We start from the raw sequence: 16,565 nt of genomic DNA, 5'->3' as shown, positions 1-16,565 counted from the left end.
ATCCATAATAATTCTGCAACGGGTTAACGTACTTTTAGTGTCGCAAGTCCAACTAACACTAACACAATAGAGATGATCCAAAAGCGAACGATAACTCGCGGTTCAGGCCAGCCTTTGAGTTCATAGTGGTGATGAATCGGTGCCATGCGGAAAATACGCTGACCACGTAATTTATAAGAACCAACTTGTAGAATCACTGACAATGTTTCGATAACAAAAACACCGCCCATGATCACCAGTACAAACTCTTGGCGAACAAGCACAGCAATAGTTCCAAGTGCGCCGCCTAATGCTAGTGAGCCAACATCGCCCATAAATACTTGCGCAGGGTAAGTGTTAAACCATAGAAAGCCTAACCCTGCCCCAACAATTGCCGTACAGACAATAACAAGCTCAGAGGCGAGTGGGATATGAGGAATATGTAGGTAGTTGGCAAAGTTAACATTACCCGTTGCCCAAGCGATCGCAGCAAAACCAGCAGCAACCAACACTGTTGGCATAATCGCTAAACCATCAAGGCCATCGGTAAGGTTAACTGCGTTACTGGTTCCCACAATAACAAAGTAAGTCAGTACGATGTAGAACAAGCCCAACTGCGGCATGACTTCTTTAAAGAAAGGCACTACAAGTTGAGTTGCCGCGGTATCTTTACCATGCCAGTACAGCGCAAACGCAACAACAAGAGCAATCGCTGACTGCCAAAAATACTTCCAACGAGCAATCAAGCCATCGGTATTCTTACGTACTACCTTGCGGTAATCATCAACAAACCCAACGGCACCATAGCCTCCGAGTACACCAATAACAGCCCAAACATAGGGGTTAGATAAATCAGCCCACAATAGTACCGTTATAATAATGGCAGCTAGAATCATGATGCCGCCCATTGTCGGGGTACCACGTTTGCTAAAGTGAGACTCAGGGCCGTCGTTACGAACAACTTGGCCGATTTGTAGCATCTGCAAGCGCTTAATTAATCTCGGTCCCATCCACAATGAGAGGGCCAAAGCCGTTAAAATACTAACAATCGCTCGAAATGAAAGGTATTCAAACAAACGAAAAAAAGACACGTATGGCTGAAATAGTTCTGCAAGCCAAATAATCATGAATGGTTCTCCTTCAAAGCAGCTACAATTTTGCTCATCCCCGCACTATTTGCCCCTTTGACTAATAGTGTGTGGTGCTGTTTATTATGCTGTTCTAATTGCTGCTCAATGTATGTATTCATACGTTCATGTGTTTCAAAATGATGGCCATGGCAAAGCTCGCTAATAACTTTGGCATCGTCACCATACGTTAAAACGTATTCGAAATTAAATCGGGCTGCATATTCACCGACTTGGCGATGAAGTGCAAGGCTTTCGCCGCCTAACTCCGCCATATTACCTAAAATTAACCAACGCTGACTTTGGAAGCTAGATAACAAGTCTACTGCCGCGTTCATAGCAGGCACACTAGCGTTATAGCTGTCGTCAATTAAACGAATAGAAGACGATAGCTCAATTGCTTCTACACGGCCTTTTACTTCCATTAAATGCGTTAAGCCATGTTTGATATCTTCTAACTCAATTCCACACTCAATGGCGAGTGCCGCAGCAGCCAGTGCATTTGAAATATTGTGACGACCAATAATACTCAGTTGAACAGTTATACTTCCTAGCGGCGTTTGCATCAAAAATTGTGCACTGCCTAGTTCATTTATTGAGATGTCAGAAGCGAAAAGGTCGGCTTTTGTATCATTTACCGAAAAAGAAACGATCTTTTTATCAGCAAGAACCTCACTCCAACGATCGCCGCCGTGACTATCAAGGTTCATTACTGCTACACCGTTTTCAGGCAGTCCTTGATAAATTTCACCCTTCGCAATTTTTACACCATCAATAGAACCGAACCCTTCCAAATGGGCCGCTGCTACGTTGTTAACTAGCGCAATGTCAGGCTTTACTAATGCAGTGGTATACGCAATTTCACCTATGTGATTCGCGCCTAATTCGATAACGGCATAGTCATCACTAGGTTCCGAGCGAAGCAATGTTAACGGCGCACCAATCTCATTGTTAAAGTTCCCTGCGGTGTAGGTCACTTTCCCCTGTGCCGACAAAATACTGGCCAACATCTCTTTAACGGTAGTTTTTCCACAACTTCCCGTTATCGCTACTGTAGGGATATCGCATTGCTTGTGAATCCATGCGCCAAGTTGGCCTAATGCCAGTTTTGTATCTCTAACGACAAGTTGCGCTACACCATTATCAACATCACATGGTCGACTGACTAACAGAGCTTTAGCGCCATTATCAACAGCTTGTTGAACAAAATCATGAGCATCAAAGCGCTCGCCAATCAAGGCGATAAACAGTGTATTTGATTCTATCTTTCTCGTATCCGTCGATACTTGAGTAATAGTGTAATCGGAACCAATTAGCTGAGCATCAAGTACCTTAGCGAGCTGAGATAAAGAGACAGAGATCATAGTGTGATACCTAACAATTTTTGTGCTGATTCTCTATCTGAGTAATGTACGGTTTCAGTTGCCATCACTTGATAATCTTCATGGCCTTTACCGGCTAATAAAATAATATCTTGGTTACTCGCGTTTGATAAAGCGTAATCCAATGCGTTAAAACGACTATGCTCAACACGCACCTTCTCAGGTGCATTTAACCCAGCCAACATATCAGCAACGATTAATTGCGGTGATTCACTGCGTGGATTGTCATCGGTTAGTATCACCTCATCAGCGTGAGTCTCAGCAATTTTAGCCATCATTGGTCTCTTACCAATATCTCTATCCCCGCCACAACCGAAGATAGCCCATAACTTGCCAGAGCAATGAACCTTGAGTGCTAATAACGCTTTCTCTAAAGCGTCAGGCGTGTGAGCGTAATCGACCACTACCTTTGCTTGCTGAACGTTCTTGAACAGCTCCATTCGCCCAAGTACTGGCGTGATCTGAGGGGCCGTATCAATCAGGCTTTGTTTATCAAAGCCTAAGCTCAATAAGGTAGTCAATGCTAACAACAGATTGCTTGCATTAAATTCACCAATGAGAGGCGAAGTAAAACTGCCATCACCAAATTGTCCGGAAAATGTCAGTGTTATTCCCGCTTCACTGTATTGAACATCAGTTGCATACACATAACCTTGTTCGTTTGCATTTGGCATTAAGGAAACACCAATAGCATTGGGTAGGTCTTTACACCAACTAGCGCCAACAGGATCATCAATATTAATCACAGCGGTTTCACAATGATGCTTGGTAAACAGTGCTTTTTTGGCTTCACCGTACTCGTGCATTGTGCCGTGATAATCCAAATGATCTCGGCTTAGGTTGGTGAACACGCCAACTGAAAATGGTAATGCGCTCACTCGCCCTTGGACTAATCCATGGGAAGATATTTCAAGCGCCGCGTAATCCGCTCCATCTAGAGCTAATTGGCTAAGTGTTTGCTGGATTTCAATCGCACTGCCTGTGGTATTAAGCGCGGGCTTTAAGTTGTCTAAGAAACCATTACCGGTTGTCCCCATCACCGCGGCTGATTTATTTAATAAACCTATCCACTGAGCGATAAGCTGAGTAATGGTTGTTTTACCGTTTGTTCCGGTAACACCGATTAAAGTATTTGGCTTCTCGGAGTACAAACGACCAGCAAGCGGAGATAGATAAATATCAAGCTCATTCAAATAAATAACAGGTACACCTAACTTGTGACAGGTAAAGCCATGAGGGAACTGGTCGCAAGCCTGAGCGACGATCGATGAAGCGCCTTGTGCAATAGCTGAGTCAATGTACTTTCGCCCATCCACTTGATGCCCTTTTACGGCTACAAAGGTATCACCTGTTGAAACCTTACGGCTATCTAGCTCGAGATGAGTCACAGGGAGAAGAGCAACAACCTGATCGGATAACTCAACCCAAGGTAACAAAAGCTGACCAAGTGTAATTTCAGAACTCATGCTATTTATCTCTTATTTAATGACTTTTAATTGGTTTTCGTCGGGTGCGACGTTCAATATCTGTAGTGCGCCTTTCATGATCTCAGCAAAGACAGGGCCAGCAACTGAACCACCGTAATAGTTATCACCCTGAGGCTCATTGACCACAACAACTAACGCTAATCTTGGGTCGCTCGCAGGGGCAACGCCTGCCGTATAGGCAAAATACTCATCACCATAACCACCAGCAACGGCTTTACGAGAGGTCCCCGTTTTAGCTGCAATTCTGTACCCAGGAACGGCTGCGCGAGTCGCGGTACCACCAGGTTGAGTTACTGTTTCTAGCATTTCCAGTACAAGACGAGCGTTTTCATCATCAATCACTTGTCTAGAAAGATCTTGCTGATTGTTCTCAATAATATGGATTGGTTGATACTCACCATAGTTGCCTAGCGTGGCGTAAGCGTGCGCTAACTGCAAAGGTGTAATCGTTAATCCATAACCAAATGATAGCGTCGCAATTTCATGCTTTGACCAGCGACGTCGGTTGGGGAATATACCCGCAGTTTCACCAACTAAGTTAAGACCCGATGTTTCACCAAAACCGACTGAGCTATACATTCCTAGTAGCGCTTCAAGAGGCATATCTAAAGCAAGGGTAGCAACACCAATGTTACTCGATTTTTTCAGTATTGTGGTGAGATCGGCTTTGCCAACTTTAGAGGTATCAACCACTCGGCTACCACCAATACGCATCACACCATTACCCGTATCGATAACGGTATTCTTATCCGCAGTGCCATTTTCAAGTGCTGCTAATACCACAAACGGTTTAACCGTAGATCCCGGTTCAAACGCATCGGTAATAACGCGGTTTCGCATTTTAAATGATTGTAAATCAGAACGATTATTCGGATTGTAAGAAGGCGCATTGACCATTGACAGTACTGCGCCACTTTTTACATCAAGTAGAATCGCAGAACCCGATGTTGCTCTTGTGTCCGCCACAGCCTGCTTAATCGCTCTAAATGAGATGGCTTGTAGCCGCTGATCAATAGTCAGAGCAAGAGGCTCGCCTTCCTCTTGTTTTTCAAGTGATATATTCTCAACCACTCGACCATAGCGGTCTTTACGAATAATTCGCTTACCGGCTTCACCTGTTAGCCATTTATCATAGCTTCTTTCAACACCCTCTAAGCCATGACCATCAATACCGGTCACACCGACTAAGTGAGCACTAACTTCTCCAGCTGGATAATAGCGTCTAGATTCAGACTTCAGACCAACACCAGTTAGCTTTAGCTCTCGGATATAGTTCGCCATGGCCGGGCTTACCTGTCTTTGAAGATAGATAAATCGGCGCTTTTCATTACTGCGAATTTTTTCAACTAACCCTTTACGATCAAGCCCCAAAACGTCGGCAAGTGCATACCATCGGTCAAGATCATCAAGTCCACTTTTCTTGAAGATAGCAACAGGATCGGCCCAAACAGCTTCAACCGGAACACTCACCGCAAGTGGTTCATCATTTCGGTCTGAAATAATCCCTCGGGCAGAATGAATGGTTTTGGCTCTGACGGTACGCATATCGCCTTGACGGATGAGATTGTCAGGTTCAATGACTTGAATGTAACCGATACGAGCAACAAGAATCGCAAAGCACGCAAACACACAACAGATCAACAAATAGAAACGCCAACGAATCAGCAGAGGAGCATCCGCTTTAGGTTTCGGTTTGGTTTTGTTGCTTTTAGGTATGGCTGAGGCTTTTTTGCTTTTCATTGCAGGTTAATAATCACTTCTTTGTCTGCGTCAGGGCGACGCATCTCGAGCTCTTTCTTTGCCATAGCCTGAACTCGACTATGCTCAGCAAGTGCTGTCTCTTCCAAAATAAGATTTCGCCATTCATTGGCTAGCTGATCTCGATTAAGCAGCATGGTGTTTTTTTCAGAAATTGCTTGTCGAGAGTGGTGAGTAATAAACACCACTCCCATCGCACTAGTAAAGATCAAAATTAGCATCAGTAACGGCAACCGACCGACTGTAAACAGGTCAGTTACGATGACTTTAGCTAAGTTTGGTGCGCGATCACTCATGCAATCTACAGTTTTTCAGCAATACGTAATACAGAACTACGAGAACGAGGGTTTTGATCGACCTCACCTTCACTTGGCTTATTCGCTTTACCAATCGGCTTTAAATCAGGTGAGCCTAACTCACTAATCTGAGCTTCAGTGAGTGGAATACCGTGAGGAACTTGCGGTCCTTTACTCTCTTTACGAATAAAACGCTTAACCATGCGGTCTTCTAACGAGTGAAAGCTAATCACAGACAAGCGACCTTGCGGTGCTAGAATGCTTGCAGCACCTTTGAGTGCCGTATCAATCTCTTCTAGTTCACTGTTGATGTAGATTCGAAAAGCTTGGAATGCACGCGTTGCAGGGTGCTTCTTCTCTTTGAAGCTTTTAGGCGCAGCTTCTGAAATTAACTTGGCCAACTGACCGGTGCGTGTCAACGGCTCTTTTTCTTCATCATCGCGATGAGCCACGATTGCTTTTGCAATTCGACGTGCGTGTTTATCTTCACCGAACTCGCGGATAACCCAGGTAATGTCATCTAAATCAGCGCCTAGTATCCATTCAGATACAGAAATTCCGCTGGTTGGATCCATGCGCATATCCAATGGACCATCTTTCATAAAGCTAAAGCCACGTTCAGCGTCATCCAACTGAGGCGATGAGACGCCTAGATCAAGTAATACGCCGTCTACTTTACCCACTAAGTTGTAACGCTCAGCGTATTCTGCCATTCCAGAGAAAGGGCCGTGGATAATAGTAAAGCGGGGGTCATCAATTTTTTGCGCTTCAGCGATCGCCTGTGGATCTCGGTCAATACTGAACAAGCGACCATTCTCTCCCAACTGAGACAAGATCGTTCGACTGTGGCCACCACGGCCAAATGTCCCATCTATATAGGTACCATCGGGCTTAATGGCTAATCCATCAATCGATTCGTGGAGTAAAACAGAAATATGTTGGAATGATTCAGTCATGTTGGTCTCATCAAGCTTGGGCTGAAGGCGATAACACTAAAAACAGATAAACATCAGTGTACTGATTTCACGAGCTATCGCTACTGTTTGCGCAAAACATCACGTGATATTGCGCTAAGTTTAGTGGTAACAGAATAATTTTCGTCAATATAAAGCAAAAAACCCATCATAACTCTACGTTATGATGGGCTTCGAATTGGTGGAGTTGACACATACGCCGGGTTCTGTCTCCGCTTGCGCGGCGGTAACCATTCGTCTAGGCCTGCAATCGCTCACAGGCTCAAGCAATCTACCCGCCCCCATACGCGAGCAGCGCAATGTGAGGGCCTATTTGATCTTGCTCCGGGTGGAGTTTACCTTGCTACGCACTGTTGCCAGACGCACGGTGCGCTCTTACCGCACCCTTTCAGCCTTACCTGTACCTCTTCCGAAGAAATGAGGCCATCGGCGGTCTTCTCTCTGCTGCACTTGTCGTTAGCTCACGCTACCCAGGCGTTACCTGGCACCCTGCTCTAAGGAGCCCGGACGTTCCTCCCCTTCATCAGTCTCCCGAAGGACATCAATGAAGCAGCGATTACCCAGTCAACTCCGAGGCGGATTGTATAGATAAGCGCAGAGCGTGTCTAGAGTGAAGTAAGCTTAAACGCCATTAGGGTTAAACAGTCCGTTCAATCGCTCAAGAAACAGCCAATAAAGACCAGTTTAATCTAGGTTTTCAAGACCCCATTTATAAAGCGCGTTTTTCTTTAAGTTGTAAATTTCAGCCGTCATTGCTGCTGCCTTTTTAAGAGGTAACTCTTTGGTCAAAATCGTCAACGTTCTCGTGACTTCTTCTGCAATAGTATCGTCAGCAATTTCACGATAACCGTGGATCAACAGTACCATTTCACCACGACGTTGATTTTCATCACTGCTCACCCACTCAATAAGCTCGCCCAAAGGCAGTTTTTTAATGGTTTCAAAAGTCTTGGTGATCTCTCGAGCCAATACCACTTCACGATTTGGACCCAATATATCGAGCATGTCAGCCAGAGAGTCTAAGATACGATGTGGTGATTCGTAGAAAATACAGGTTCGCTCTGCCTTAGCAATTTCTAAGAACTTATCTTTGCGGCCTTTACTCTTCGGCGGCAAAAAGCCTTCAAAACTAAAGCGGTCAGACGGAAGACCCGAAGCACTTAAAGCGGTAATAACGGCGCAAGCACCTGGCAGAGGAACAACTCTTACACCTGCTTGACGACATTTATTAACTAAATGGTATCCTGGATCACTAATTAACGGGGTTCCAGCATCAGAAACTAATGCAATGGACTGCCCTTCACATAATCTATCAACTAAGACTTGAGCTTTTTGCTGTTCATTGTGATCATGCAAGGGGAACGTTTTGGTTTTAATATTGAAGTGAGCAAGTAAACGACCCGTATGGCGAGTATCTTCAGCGGCAATCACATCGACAGTGGATAATATATCGATGGCACGCTGGGTAATATCACCCAAATTGCCTATTGGAGTCGGAACAATATAGAGAGTTGGGATCTCTGCTGGCAATGTTTTGTTGTCTGTCATTTGTTTACCATCACTTCAACGATTAATATAGAGATAATTTTACACATACAAGTATAAGAATGCATGGCTATGAAGAACCATAAGAGAATCAGTGTACCACGCTTACTCACCCCTGTTGCACTCGCAATCGTGTTGTCAGCGTGTTCGTCTAAACCTTCAGCACCTACCTATGTTGATATTTTGCTCGACCCTGTCCAATCTGCACAGAACTACCTAATGCAGGCGGACAGTTCACAAGGCCAGATTCAAAATGATTGGTTAATCATGGCATTTAAAGCTGCGATTGAAAGTAATGACTTGGAATTGGCAGACCGTCTATCAAAACGAATCGTTAAACAACCTCTGACTCAATTGCAGCAATCAGAGTGGCAGCTCTCAAGAGCTGAATCATTAGGCCTTCAAGGTGAGTATCATCAGGCTTTATCCCGACTCAATTTCCAATCAGATTGGTCCCTACCAGATGAGCAATGGATCGATTACTACCAGCTAAGGTCAGAGCTATACACCAATCAATCGAGATTCTTTGAAGCCAGTAAAGAGCTTGTTCAACTCACTGAGTATCAAGACGAAGTCGAGCAACATAACACTGCTGATTTGATTTGGAGTAATTTAGAACGCTATGAATCCGATCAAATGGCACTGCTCAGCTCTTCAACGGATGAAGCCGTTATTGATGGGTGGGTGCAATTAAGCGTTTACATGAAAACGCTCTCAACCGATATTCCGATGCTAAAAAATAGCCTGGCTAACTGGCTAGAAGAGAATCCCAATCACCCTGCAAGTCTTTATACACCAAAGGCGATTCAGGATATTTTGGATCTAGAAATAGCCAAACCAACCAATACCGCTATTTTACTGCCGCTATCAGGCAAGTTTGGTAAGCAAGCTCAGCTTATTCGCGATGGCTTTATTATGGCAATGATGAACGACAGTGATCGCGATGAAGAAGCGACCTTAACCATTATTGATACTAACAAAACATCAAAAGATGAACTTGAAACGATCTTGGTTGAGAAAAATATCGATTTTGTTGTTGGTCCATTGACCAAGGATAATGTCGAGCAACTTGAAGAGATCCAAGCAAATCTGGCGTATCACATCCCAACGCTCGCACTTAACATTCCAGAGCACCTAGAAGTAGGGACGGGAACTTGTTACTTAGCGCTTTCCCCTGAGCAAGAAGTCGCTCAAGCCGCTAAATACCTTCACCAGCAAGGTTATCAATACCCACTAGTCCTTGCGCCTCAAGGTAAGCTTGGTCAGCGAGTAAGTGAAGCCTTCAGAGCTGAGTGGGAAAAACTCAACGACAATAAAGTTGCCGTGAATTTATTTGGTGATAAAAGACAGCTTCAACGTAATATCAATTCCGTGTTTGGGCTTCAGCAGAGCCAGCAACATATTGCTCAAATAGAAGCACTGATGGATATTCCTTTAGAGAGCCAACCGCGCAGCCGTCGTGATATCGATGCTGTCTACATTGTTGCTAACAGTTCAGAGTTAACGCTGATTAAGCCCTTTATTGAAGTCGCGATCAACCCAGACACTAAGCCGCCAGAGCTATTTTCAAACTCTCGCAGTAATAGTGGCAATAAACAATACGAAGATCTAACAGGGATCACCTACAGCGACATTCCTCTGCTGTTGCAAAACGACAGTGCTTTAAATGCGCAAATGGAACAGTTATGGCCACGTGATTCAAACGCTGAACGCCGACTTCAAGCATTAGGTATCGATGCCTATCATATGATGGAACAGCTACCTCAAATGAAGATCGTTCCAGATCATAGCTATCAAGGACAGACAGGTCTATTGAGTATCGATGGAAATTGTATCGTTCAAAGAGAGATTAGCTGGGCGGAATATGGGGCTCTTTAGCCGAAGAGATAAAGGTCAACATTATGAGACCGTCGCTAAAGTTTATTTAGAAGGTTGCGGTCTTATTCTTATTGAGAGAAACTTTACAGCTCGATGTGGCGAAATTGATCTCATCATGTACGATGGTAGCTGCGTCGTTTTTGTTGAAGTTCGCTATCGAGAGAACAAGCACTATGGTCATGCAGCGGAGACGATTTCTTCGCACAAAGTGGCTAAACTATTAAAAACGGCTAACTATTGGCTTTTGAAAAAAGGCCGCTCAGTTGAGCAAACCGATCTCCGTTTTGATGTTATTGCTATCCACCAGCAAGGAAAGCAAATCGAATGGATAAAAAATGCAATTACTCAAGGATAATCAATGCTAGACAGCATTAAAGACAGCTTCACTGAAAGCATTCAAATTCAAATTGCAGCAGCCGAAGCTCTCCCGGATGCTATAACTCATGCCGCGCAAGCGATGGTGGCGAGCCTGCTAAACGGCAATAAAATTCTTTGCTGCGGTAATGGAGGCTCTTCCTCAAATGCTCAGCAGTTTGTCTCCTGCTTTCTAAATCGATTTGAAACAGAGCGCCCTAGCCTGCCAGCAATGGCCTTGACGGCTGACAATACCACCATGACTGCTGTTGCTAATGACTACCATTATCAAGAAATCTTTTCAAAGCAGGTACGTGCGTTTGGGCAAGCCGGTGATATTTTATTAGCCATTTCGACCAGCGGTAACAGCAAGAACATCATTAAAGCGATGGAAGCTGCGGTGACTCGAGATATGACAATTATTGCATTTACCGGTAAAGATGGTGGTGAAATGGCAGGGTTGCTGGGTGAACATGATGTCGAAATTCGCATCCCTTCTCACAGAACGCCAAGAATTCATGAAGTACATATGGTTACTCTTCACTGTTTATGTGATCTTGTTGACCAAGTATTATTTCCAGCGCACGAAGAGTAGCAATGAGAGCACCACACTATTTAGTCATCATTTTGACCATGCTTTCCCTTACGGGCTGTGCAGGGCTTTCAAGCCCCGGCAGTACACAAGATTCAGTAATCGCAGATTCTAGAACCACTAAAGATAAGTGGAATGACAGCAATATAGAATTTGAAGTTGCCGGTCTTGGAAATAAATCCCCATTTCGAGGGGAAGTACGTATAACAGCAAGTTCATACAATGGAACGGTAGTACTGATTGGTCAAGCGAAAACACAGAACCAACTGGATAGCTTTATCGAGCAAGCTCAAAAGATTAAAGGGGTTGATACGATACACAATCAAATCCGAATTAAAGAGCCATTGTCGGTTACAGCCATGAGCAGTGATGGTTGGATCACGACCAAGGTCAAATCGGCACTGTTAACAAAATCAGAGTTAAGCGGTGTCACAGTGAAAGTCATCACTGAAGATAAAGAAGTCTTCTTGCTAGGGTACGTATCTCAAGAACACGCTGATATTGCTACTGAGGTGGCGCGTAACATTTCAGGCGTAAAACAGGTGGTTCGAGCCTTTCAATATGGTGATTGAAGCCAAACACCCTGATAAACAGTAATTTTAGATAATAAAAAAGCAGCTATTAAGCTGCTTTTTTTATTTAACTACTCGTAAACTAGGGCGACCTTTCGGTTTGGGCGGCTCGTCTAAGGGCGTATCACCTTCTGACACTTCAACAGTTGTCTCATCTTCAGAAACAGAAGTTAAGCTGCTAACGGGTGCCTCTTCCTCTACATCACTGATTTGTGATTCAGAGTCAAGGTAAGCCTCTTCAGGGTCGAACATCGTTCCTGCCCCATTCTCTCTCGCGTAAATTGCTTGTACCGCGTAAAGAGGGGCAATAACAGAATGAGGACGACCACTAAAACGAGCGCTAAAAGTAATGGCGTCGTTTCCTAGCTCTAAGTTCCCCACCGCTCTAGGCGCTATATTCAAAATGATTTGGCCATCTTGAATAAACTCTTGAGGAACTCTAACACCCGGCATAGTTGCATCAACAACTAAGTGAGGTGTTAAATCATTATCCACTAGCCACTCATAAAATGCTCTGAGCATATATGGGCGGCGTGGAGTCATTTTCTCAATATCCATCAATAACTATCGGCTTAAACGCATCTCACGCTCAGCTTCAGTTAGAGAAGCTAAGAAAGAGTCACGTTCAAATACTCGGCTCATGTAAATTTTAAGCTCTTTTGAACCAGGGCCAACAAGATCAATACCAAGTTGAGGTAGGCGCCATAATAGCGGTGCTAAGTAGCAGTCAATCAAGCTAAACTCTTCGCTCATGAAGTACTCGTACTCTGCAAATACAGGAGCAAGAGTGAGTAAATCGTTACGAAGCTTGTTGCGAGCATTTTCTGCTTCTTCAGCGTTACCTTTCACTACTTTTTCAGCTAGTGAATACCAGTTACGCTCAATACGGTAGATCATCAGACGACTATTACCACGAGCTACTGGATAAACAGGCATCAGTGGTGGGTGAGGAAAACGCTCATCGAGGTATTCCATAATGATTTTTGAGTCGTACAGTGCAAGTTCACGATCGATTAGCGTTGGTACGGATTTGTACGGGTTAAGTTCGATAAGCTCGTTAGGCAAATTAGCTTCATCAACGAGTTCGATCTCAACACTTACGCCTTTCTCAGCCAGGACAATACGAACCTGATGGCTATACATATCAGATGCACTTGAAAACAATGTCATCACAGAACGTTTATTGGCAGCTACAGCCATGGAGCCCTCCAGCATACTTACAGATACAAAAAATAATGGAGGCTTAGCCTCCATTGTACATAATAAAAATCAGCGTGCGATTATAGCATATTTAGTGCACATCACGCCAATACTCTTTCTTAAGCAACACTATAAAGATAGTTAAGATAACTAAGAAAGCCATGACCCACCAACCTAAAGCTTGACGCTCTAATTTTACCGGGTCACCCGAGTATTCTAAGAAGTTCACTAAATCACGAACCGCTGAATCATACTCTTCATTGTTTAGCTCACCAGAACCGTCAGTTTCGATTCCAACAATCACCTGTTTCTCTTTGCCATCTACAATCTTAGTTTCGTAAATCGCGCGAGGAATACCTTGCAGTTCTTCAAGAACGTGCGGCATACCGACACTAGGGAAAACAGTGTTATTGACACCGAATGGACGGCTTGGATCTGCGTAGAATGAACGAAGATACGTATAAAGCCAGTCAGTACCGCGAACTCGAGCTACTAATGTTAGATCTGGTGGTGGTCCACCGAACCATTTAGCAGCAGAATCTTGAGGAATTGCACTCACCATTAGATCGCCAATTTTTGCCTCTGGGTCAAAAACAAGGTTTTCCATCATGAGATCAAGAGGGATATCAAGGTCCTTCGCAACTCGTTCGTAACGCTGATACTGCGTTGCATGACAAGCAAAACAGTAGTTCATGAATAACTTCGCGCCATTTTGCAAAGACGCCTTATCAGACATGTCGTTGTTTGCTTTGTCTAAAGGAACCTTTGCGCCCGCTGCCATCACCATCGCAGGTAACATCGCAAATAAAATTACAATCCACTTCTTCATTTGAATTTCACCCTAGTTGGTAACGGTTTCGTAGCCTCATTCTTACTGTAGAACCACAGAAGTACGAAGAACATGAAATAACCTAAGCTAAAGATTTGAGCCATTAATGTATATGTTGCAGTGGCTGGAAGCGCACCCAATACACCTAGCGCAATGAAGCTGATAGTGAACTGAATAATATTAATCAGATGTAGCTTACTACGGTAACGGTAAGAACGTACTTTACAGCGATCAAACCAAGGTAGAAGGAACAACACCACAATAGACGCACCCATCGCGACGACACCCAGAAGCTTATCTGGAACAGCACGAAGAATTGCGTAGAACGGCGTGAAGTACCATACCGGAGCAATGTGCTCTGGAGTCTTCAGTGGGTTTGCTGCTTCAAAGTTAGGTGGCTCAAGGAAATAACCGCCCATCTCTGGATTAAAGAACAGCACGTAACAAAATAGGAATAAGAAACCGGCAACGCCCACTAAGTCTTTAACCGTTCCATAAGGGTGGAATGGAATACAATCAATAATGTCGTATTTCTTAGAGTAATTATCGTGGAATTTAAACTGTGTCTTATAGTCATCACCCATAGAGCCTTTAGGTAATTTAGTCTCAATACCGTCAGGGTTGTTAGAGCCAACTTCATGTAGCGCTAGAACGTGAAGAACAATAAGAAGCAACAAAACAATAGGTAGTGCGATAACGTGAAGCGCGAAGAAACGGTTTAACGTTGCTCCGGAAATAACATAGTCACCACGAATCCATAGTGTTAGGTCATCACCTATAACGGGAATAGCCCCAAATAGCGAGATGATTACCTGTGCTCCCCAGTAAGACATTTGTCCCCAAGGTAGCAAGTAGCCCATAAAGGCTTCAGCCATAAGCACTAGGAAGATCAGCATGCCAAATAGCCACAGTAGCTCACGAGGCTTTTGGTAAGAACCGTAAATCAACCCACGGAACATGTGCAGATAAATCACAACAAAGAACGCAGACGCGCCTGTAGAGTGCATATAACGTAGTAGCCAACCATATTCCACATCACGCATGATGTATTCAACGGAAGCGAATGCCCCTTCACCAGAAGGAACGTAGTTCATTGTTAGCCAGATTCCCGTAAGGATTTGGTTAACTAAAACCAACATAGCCAGTGAACCGAAAAAGTACCAAAAGTTGAACGTTTTTGGCATTGGATATTCAGATAGATGCTTTTTATAAGAATCCATCACTGGTAGACGTTTTTCTACCCAATCAAGTAGCGCTTGCATTATGCCTCCCCTGTGTCATCAACACCGATCATAATTTTGGTTTCGCTCATATACATATGTTGCGGTACAACTAAGTTGAGCGGCGCTGGAACTCCTTGGAATACACGTCCAGCCATATCGAACTTAGAGCCGTGACAAGGACAGAAGAAACCAGACTTAACGCCCTGAACCTGCTCGCTAAAGCTATCAGGTAGGTACGTAGGCGAACAACCTAAGTGAGTACAAATACCCACTGCAACAAAATACTCTGGCTTAATCGAACGATAAGCATTTTGGGCATATACAGGCTGCTGTTCTTCACCAGAGCTAGGATCGCGTAATTGACCATCTAGAGCTTTAAGCCCATCGACGACTGATTGAGCACGACGAACAACCCATACAGGTTTACCTCGCCACTCAACACGAACCATCTGACCTTCTTCGAGTTTACCTATATCGACTTCTACTGGTGCACCAGCAGCTTTCGCTTTCTCACTTGGGTTCCAAGATTTAATAAAAGGAACGGCGACCGCTGCTGCTCCCAAACCACCAACAACCGCAGTTGAGGCAGTTAAGAAACGTCTACGACCGTTATTTAAAGGCGCGTTGCTCATCCAAACATTCTCCCATTTGCTCCCTTTGGATAGTAGATATTCCGCTTACAGAGCATGGCTAACAAAGTAAAATTTTAATTATATTTATTTGATTGCAAATGATAATTAAAACCCTACTTTTTGACAAGATAAAGCTACCTTTTTGTAACATTCAAAGGGGAAAGCCTATCCTAGGTCACAAAAGAGACTGAATTAAAAGGGAAAGGGATCGAGGGGGATAAATAGGAAGAATTTTCAGATGTTAAAAAAACAAAAAGCCCGGCATATAGCCAGGCTTTTGAACCACAATTCCAGTACTGAAACTGGAGCATGTATTTTTCTGTAAAAGAAAAATTAACGCTTAGAGAATTGAGGTTTACGACGTGCTTTACGTAGACCAACTTTCTTACGTTCAACGCAACGAGCGTCACGAGTAACGTAACCAGCTGCACGTAGCGCAGGACGTAGAGACTCATCGTATTCCATTAGCGCGCGAGTGATACCGTGACGGATAGCACCTGCTTGACCAGAAATACCACCACCTTTAACAGTGATGTATAGGTCTAATTTCTCAGTTAGTTCAACTAGCTCAAGAGGTTGTTTAACAACCATACGAGAAGTTTCACGACCGAAGTAAACATCAAGGCTACGCTTGTTGATTACGATCTCACCGCTGCCTGGTTTGATGAAAACACGAGCTGCTGAGCTTTTGCGACGACCAGTGCCGTAGTATTGATTCTCTGCCATTGTCTTAATCC

17 protein-coding genes and 1 other RNA gene are annotated in these 16,565 nt (G+C 44.0%); 4 read left to right on the top strand and 14 right to left on the bottom strand.

The genetic code is table 11. The features are described 5' to 3' along the window. Window positions 1–23 precede the first annotated feature (23 nt). The 8 genes from mraY to rsmI form a co-directional block, all read right to left on the bottom strand. On the bottom strand, window positions 24–1,106 hold the full coding sequence (mraY, locus tag L4D20_RS19375; RefSeq protein WP_428803231.1) for a phospho-N-acetylmuramoyl-pentapeptide-transferase: 1,083 nt from the start codon (window positions 1,104–1,106) through the stop codon (window positions 24–26). After that, a complete protein-coding gene (gene murF, locus L4D20_RS19370) occupies window positions 1,103–2,470 on the bottom strand; it encodes a UDP-N-acetylmuramoyl-tripeptide--D-alanyl-D-alanine ligase (protein ID WP_428803230.1) in 1,368 nt (455 codons plus the stop codon). Before murF ends, mraY begins: the two co-directional genes overlap by 4 nt. Further along, window positions 2,467–3,954, bottom strand: coding sequence for a UDP-N-acetylmuramoyl-L-alanyl-D-glutamate--2,6-diaminopimelate ligase (gene murE / locus L4D20_RS19365; protein ID WP_428803229.1), 1,488 nt, complete (start codon window positions 3,952–3,954; stop codon window positions 2,467–2,469). The genes murF and murE overlap by 4 nt, the downstream gene beginning before the upstream one ends. Window positions 3,955–3,966: 12 nt before the next feature. Continuing rightward, window positions 3,967–5,715, bottom strand: a complete 1,749-nt coding sequence (locus L4D20_RS19360; protein WP_428803228.1) for a penicillin-binding transpeptidase domain-containing protein — start codon at window positions 5,713–5,715, stop codon at window positions 3,967–3,969. After that, window positions 5,712–6,029, bottom strand: coding sequence for a cell division protein FtsL (ftsL, locus tag L4D20_RS19355; RefSeq protein WP_428803227.1), 318 nt, complete (start codon window positions 6,027–6,029; stop codon window positions 5,712–5,714). Before ftsL ends, L4D20_RS19360 begins: the two co-directional genes overlap by 4 nt. A 5-nt stretch (window positions 6,030–6,034) precedes the next feature. Further along, a complete protein-coding gene (gene rsmH, locus L4D20_RS19350) occupies window positions 6,035–6,985 on the bottom strand; it encodes a 16S rRNA (cytosine(1402)-N(4))-methyltransferase RsmH (protein ID WP_428803226.1) in 951 nt (316 codons plus the stop codon). A gap of 197 nt (window positions 6,986–7,182) precedes the next feature. Continuing rightward, window positions 7,183–7,575, bottom strand: an RNA gene (rnpB, locus tag L4D20_RS19345) — RNase P RNA component class A. A gap of 112 nt (window positions 7,576–7,687) precedes the next feature. Next, a complete protein-coding gene (gene rsmI, locus L4D20_RS19340; protein ID WP_428803225.1) occupies window positions 7,688–8,551 on the bottom strand; it encodes a 16S rRNA (cytidine(1402)-2'-O)-methyltransferase in 864 nt (287 codons plus the stop codon). Window positions 8,552–8,620: 69 nt separating this feature from the next. Between rsmI and L4D20_RS19335 the strand changes: the two genes are divergently transcribed. Genes L4D20_RS19335 through L4D20_RS19320 form a run of 4 tightly spaced genes read left to right on the top strand, consistent with a single transcriptional unit; the run spans window position 8,621 to window position 11,944 of the window. Then, complete coding sequence (locus tag L4D20_RS19335; RefSeq protein ID WP_428803224.1) at window positions 8,621–10,426, top strand: penicillin-binding protein activator; 1,806 nt, start codon at window positions 8,621–8,623, stop codon at window positions 10,424–10,426. Then, window positions 10,413–10,781: a YraN family protein gene (locus L4D20_RS19330; protein WP_428803313.1), complete on the top strand. Its 369-nt coding sequence runs from the start codon at window positions 10,413–10,415 to the stop codon at window positions 10,779–10,781. The genes L4D20_RS19335 and L4D20_RS19330 overlap by 14 nt, the downstream gene beginning before the upstream one ends. 3 nt (window positions 10,782–10,784) lie before the next feature. Beyond that, on the top strand, window positions 10,785–11,375 hold the full coding sequence (locus L4D20_RS19325; protein ID WP_428803223.1) for a phosphoheptose isomerase: 591 nt from the start codon (window positions 10,785–10,787) through the stop codon (window positions 11,373–11,375). Window positions 11,376–11,377: 2 nt separating this feature from the next. Continuing rightward, window positions 11,378–11,944: a BON domain-containing protein gene (locus L4D20_RS19320; RefSeq protein ID WP_428803222.1), complete on the top strand. Its 567-nt coding sequence runs from the start codon at window positions 11,378–11,380 to the stop codon at window positions 11,942–11,944. 63 nt (window positions 11,945–12,007) lie between these two features. On the opposite strand, the gene sspB is transcribed toward L4D20_RS19320, so the two are convergent. The 6 genes from sspB to rpsI all read right to left on the bottom strand — a co-directional run bounded on the left by sspB (window position 12,008) and on the right by rpsI (window position 16,554). Continuing rightward, complete coding sequence (gene sspB / locus L4D20_RS19315) at window positions 12,008–12,502, bottom strand: ClpXP protease specificity-enhancing factor (protein ID WP_428803221.1); 495 nt, start codon at window positions 12,500–12,502, stop codon at window positions 12,008–12,010. A gap of 6 nt (window positions 12,503–12,508) precedes the next feature. Further along, the gene (gene sspA, locus L4D20_RS19310; protein WP_248009882.1) at window positions 12,509–13,144 is read right to left on the bottom strand and encodes a stringent starvation protein SspA; all 636 of its coding nucleotides are present in this window, start codon (window positions 13,142–13,144) and stop codon (window positions 12,509–12,511) included. A gap of 91 nt (window positions 13,145–13,235) precedes the next feature. After that, window positions 13,236–13,973, bottom strand: coding sequence for a cytochrome c1 (locus L4D20_RS19305; RefSeq protein ID WP_428803220.1), 738 nt, complete (start codon window positions 13,971–13,973; stop codon window positions 13,236–13,238). Next, window positions 13,970–15,235: a cytochrome b gene (locus L4D20_RS19300; RefSeq protein WP_428803219.1), complete on the bottom strand. Its 1,266-nt coding sequence runs from the start codon at window positions 15,233–15,235 to the stop codon at window positions 13,970–13,972. The genes L4D20_RS19305 and L4D20_RS19300 overlap by 4 nt, the downstream gene beginning before the upstream one ends. Continuing rightward, window positions 15,235–15,828 carry a ubiquinol-cytochrome c reductase iron-sulfur subunit gene (gene petA, locus L4D20_RS19295; RefSeq protein WP_428803218.1) on the bottom strand — a complete coding sequence of 198 codons (594 nt, stop codon included), beginning with the start codon at window positions 15,826–15,828 and terminating at the stop codon, window positions 15,235–15,237. Before petA ends, L4D20_RS19300 begins: the two co-directional genes overlap by 1 nt. 333 nt (window positions 15,829–16,161) lie before the next feature. After that, a complete protein-coding gene (rpsI, locus tag L4D20_RS19290; protein WP_248009878.1) occupies window positions 16,162–16,554 on the bottom strand; it encodes a 30S ribosomal protein S9 in 393 nt (130 codons plus the stop codon). Window positions 16,555–16,565 lie beyond the last annotated feature (11 nt).

This window comes from Vibrio kyushuensis (assembly GCF_050337325.1).
Lineage (GTDB): Bacteria > Pseudomonadota > Gammaproteobacteria > Enterobacterales > Vibrionaceae > Vibrio > Vibrio kyushuensis.
This window is presented reverse-complemented; position numbering and strand designations above follow the sequence as displayed.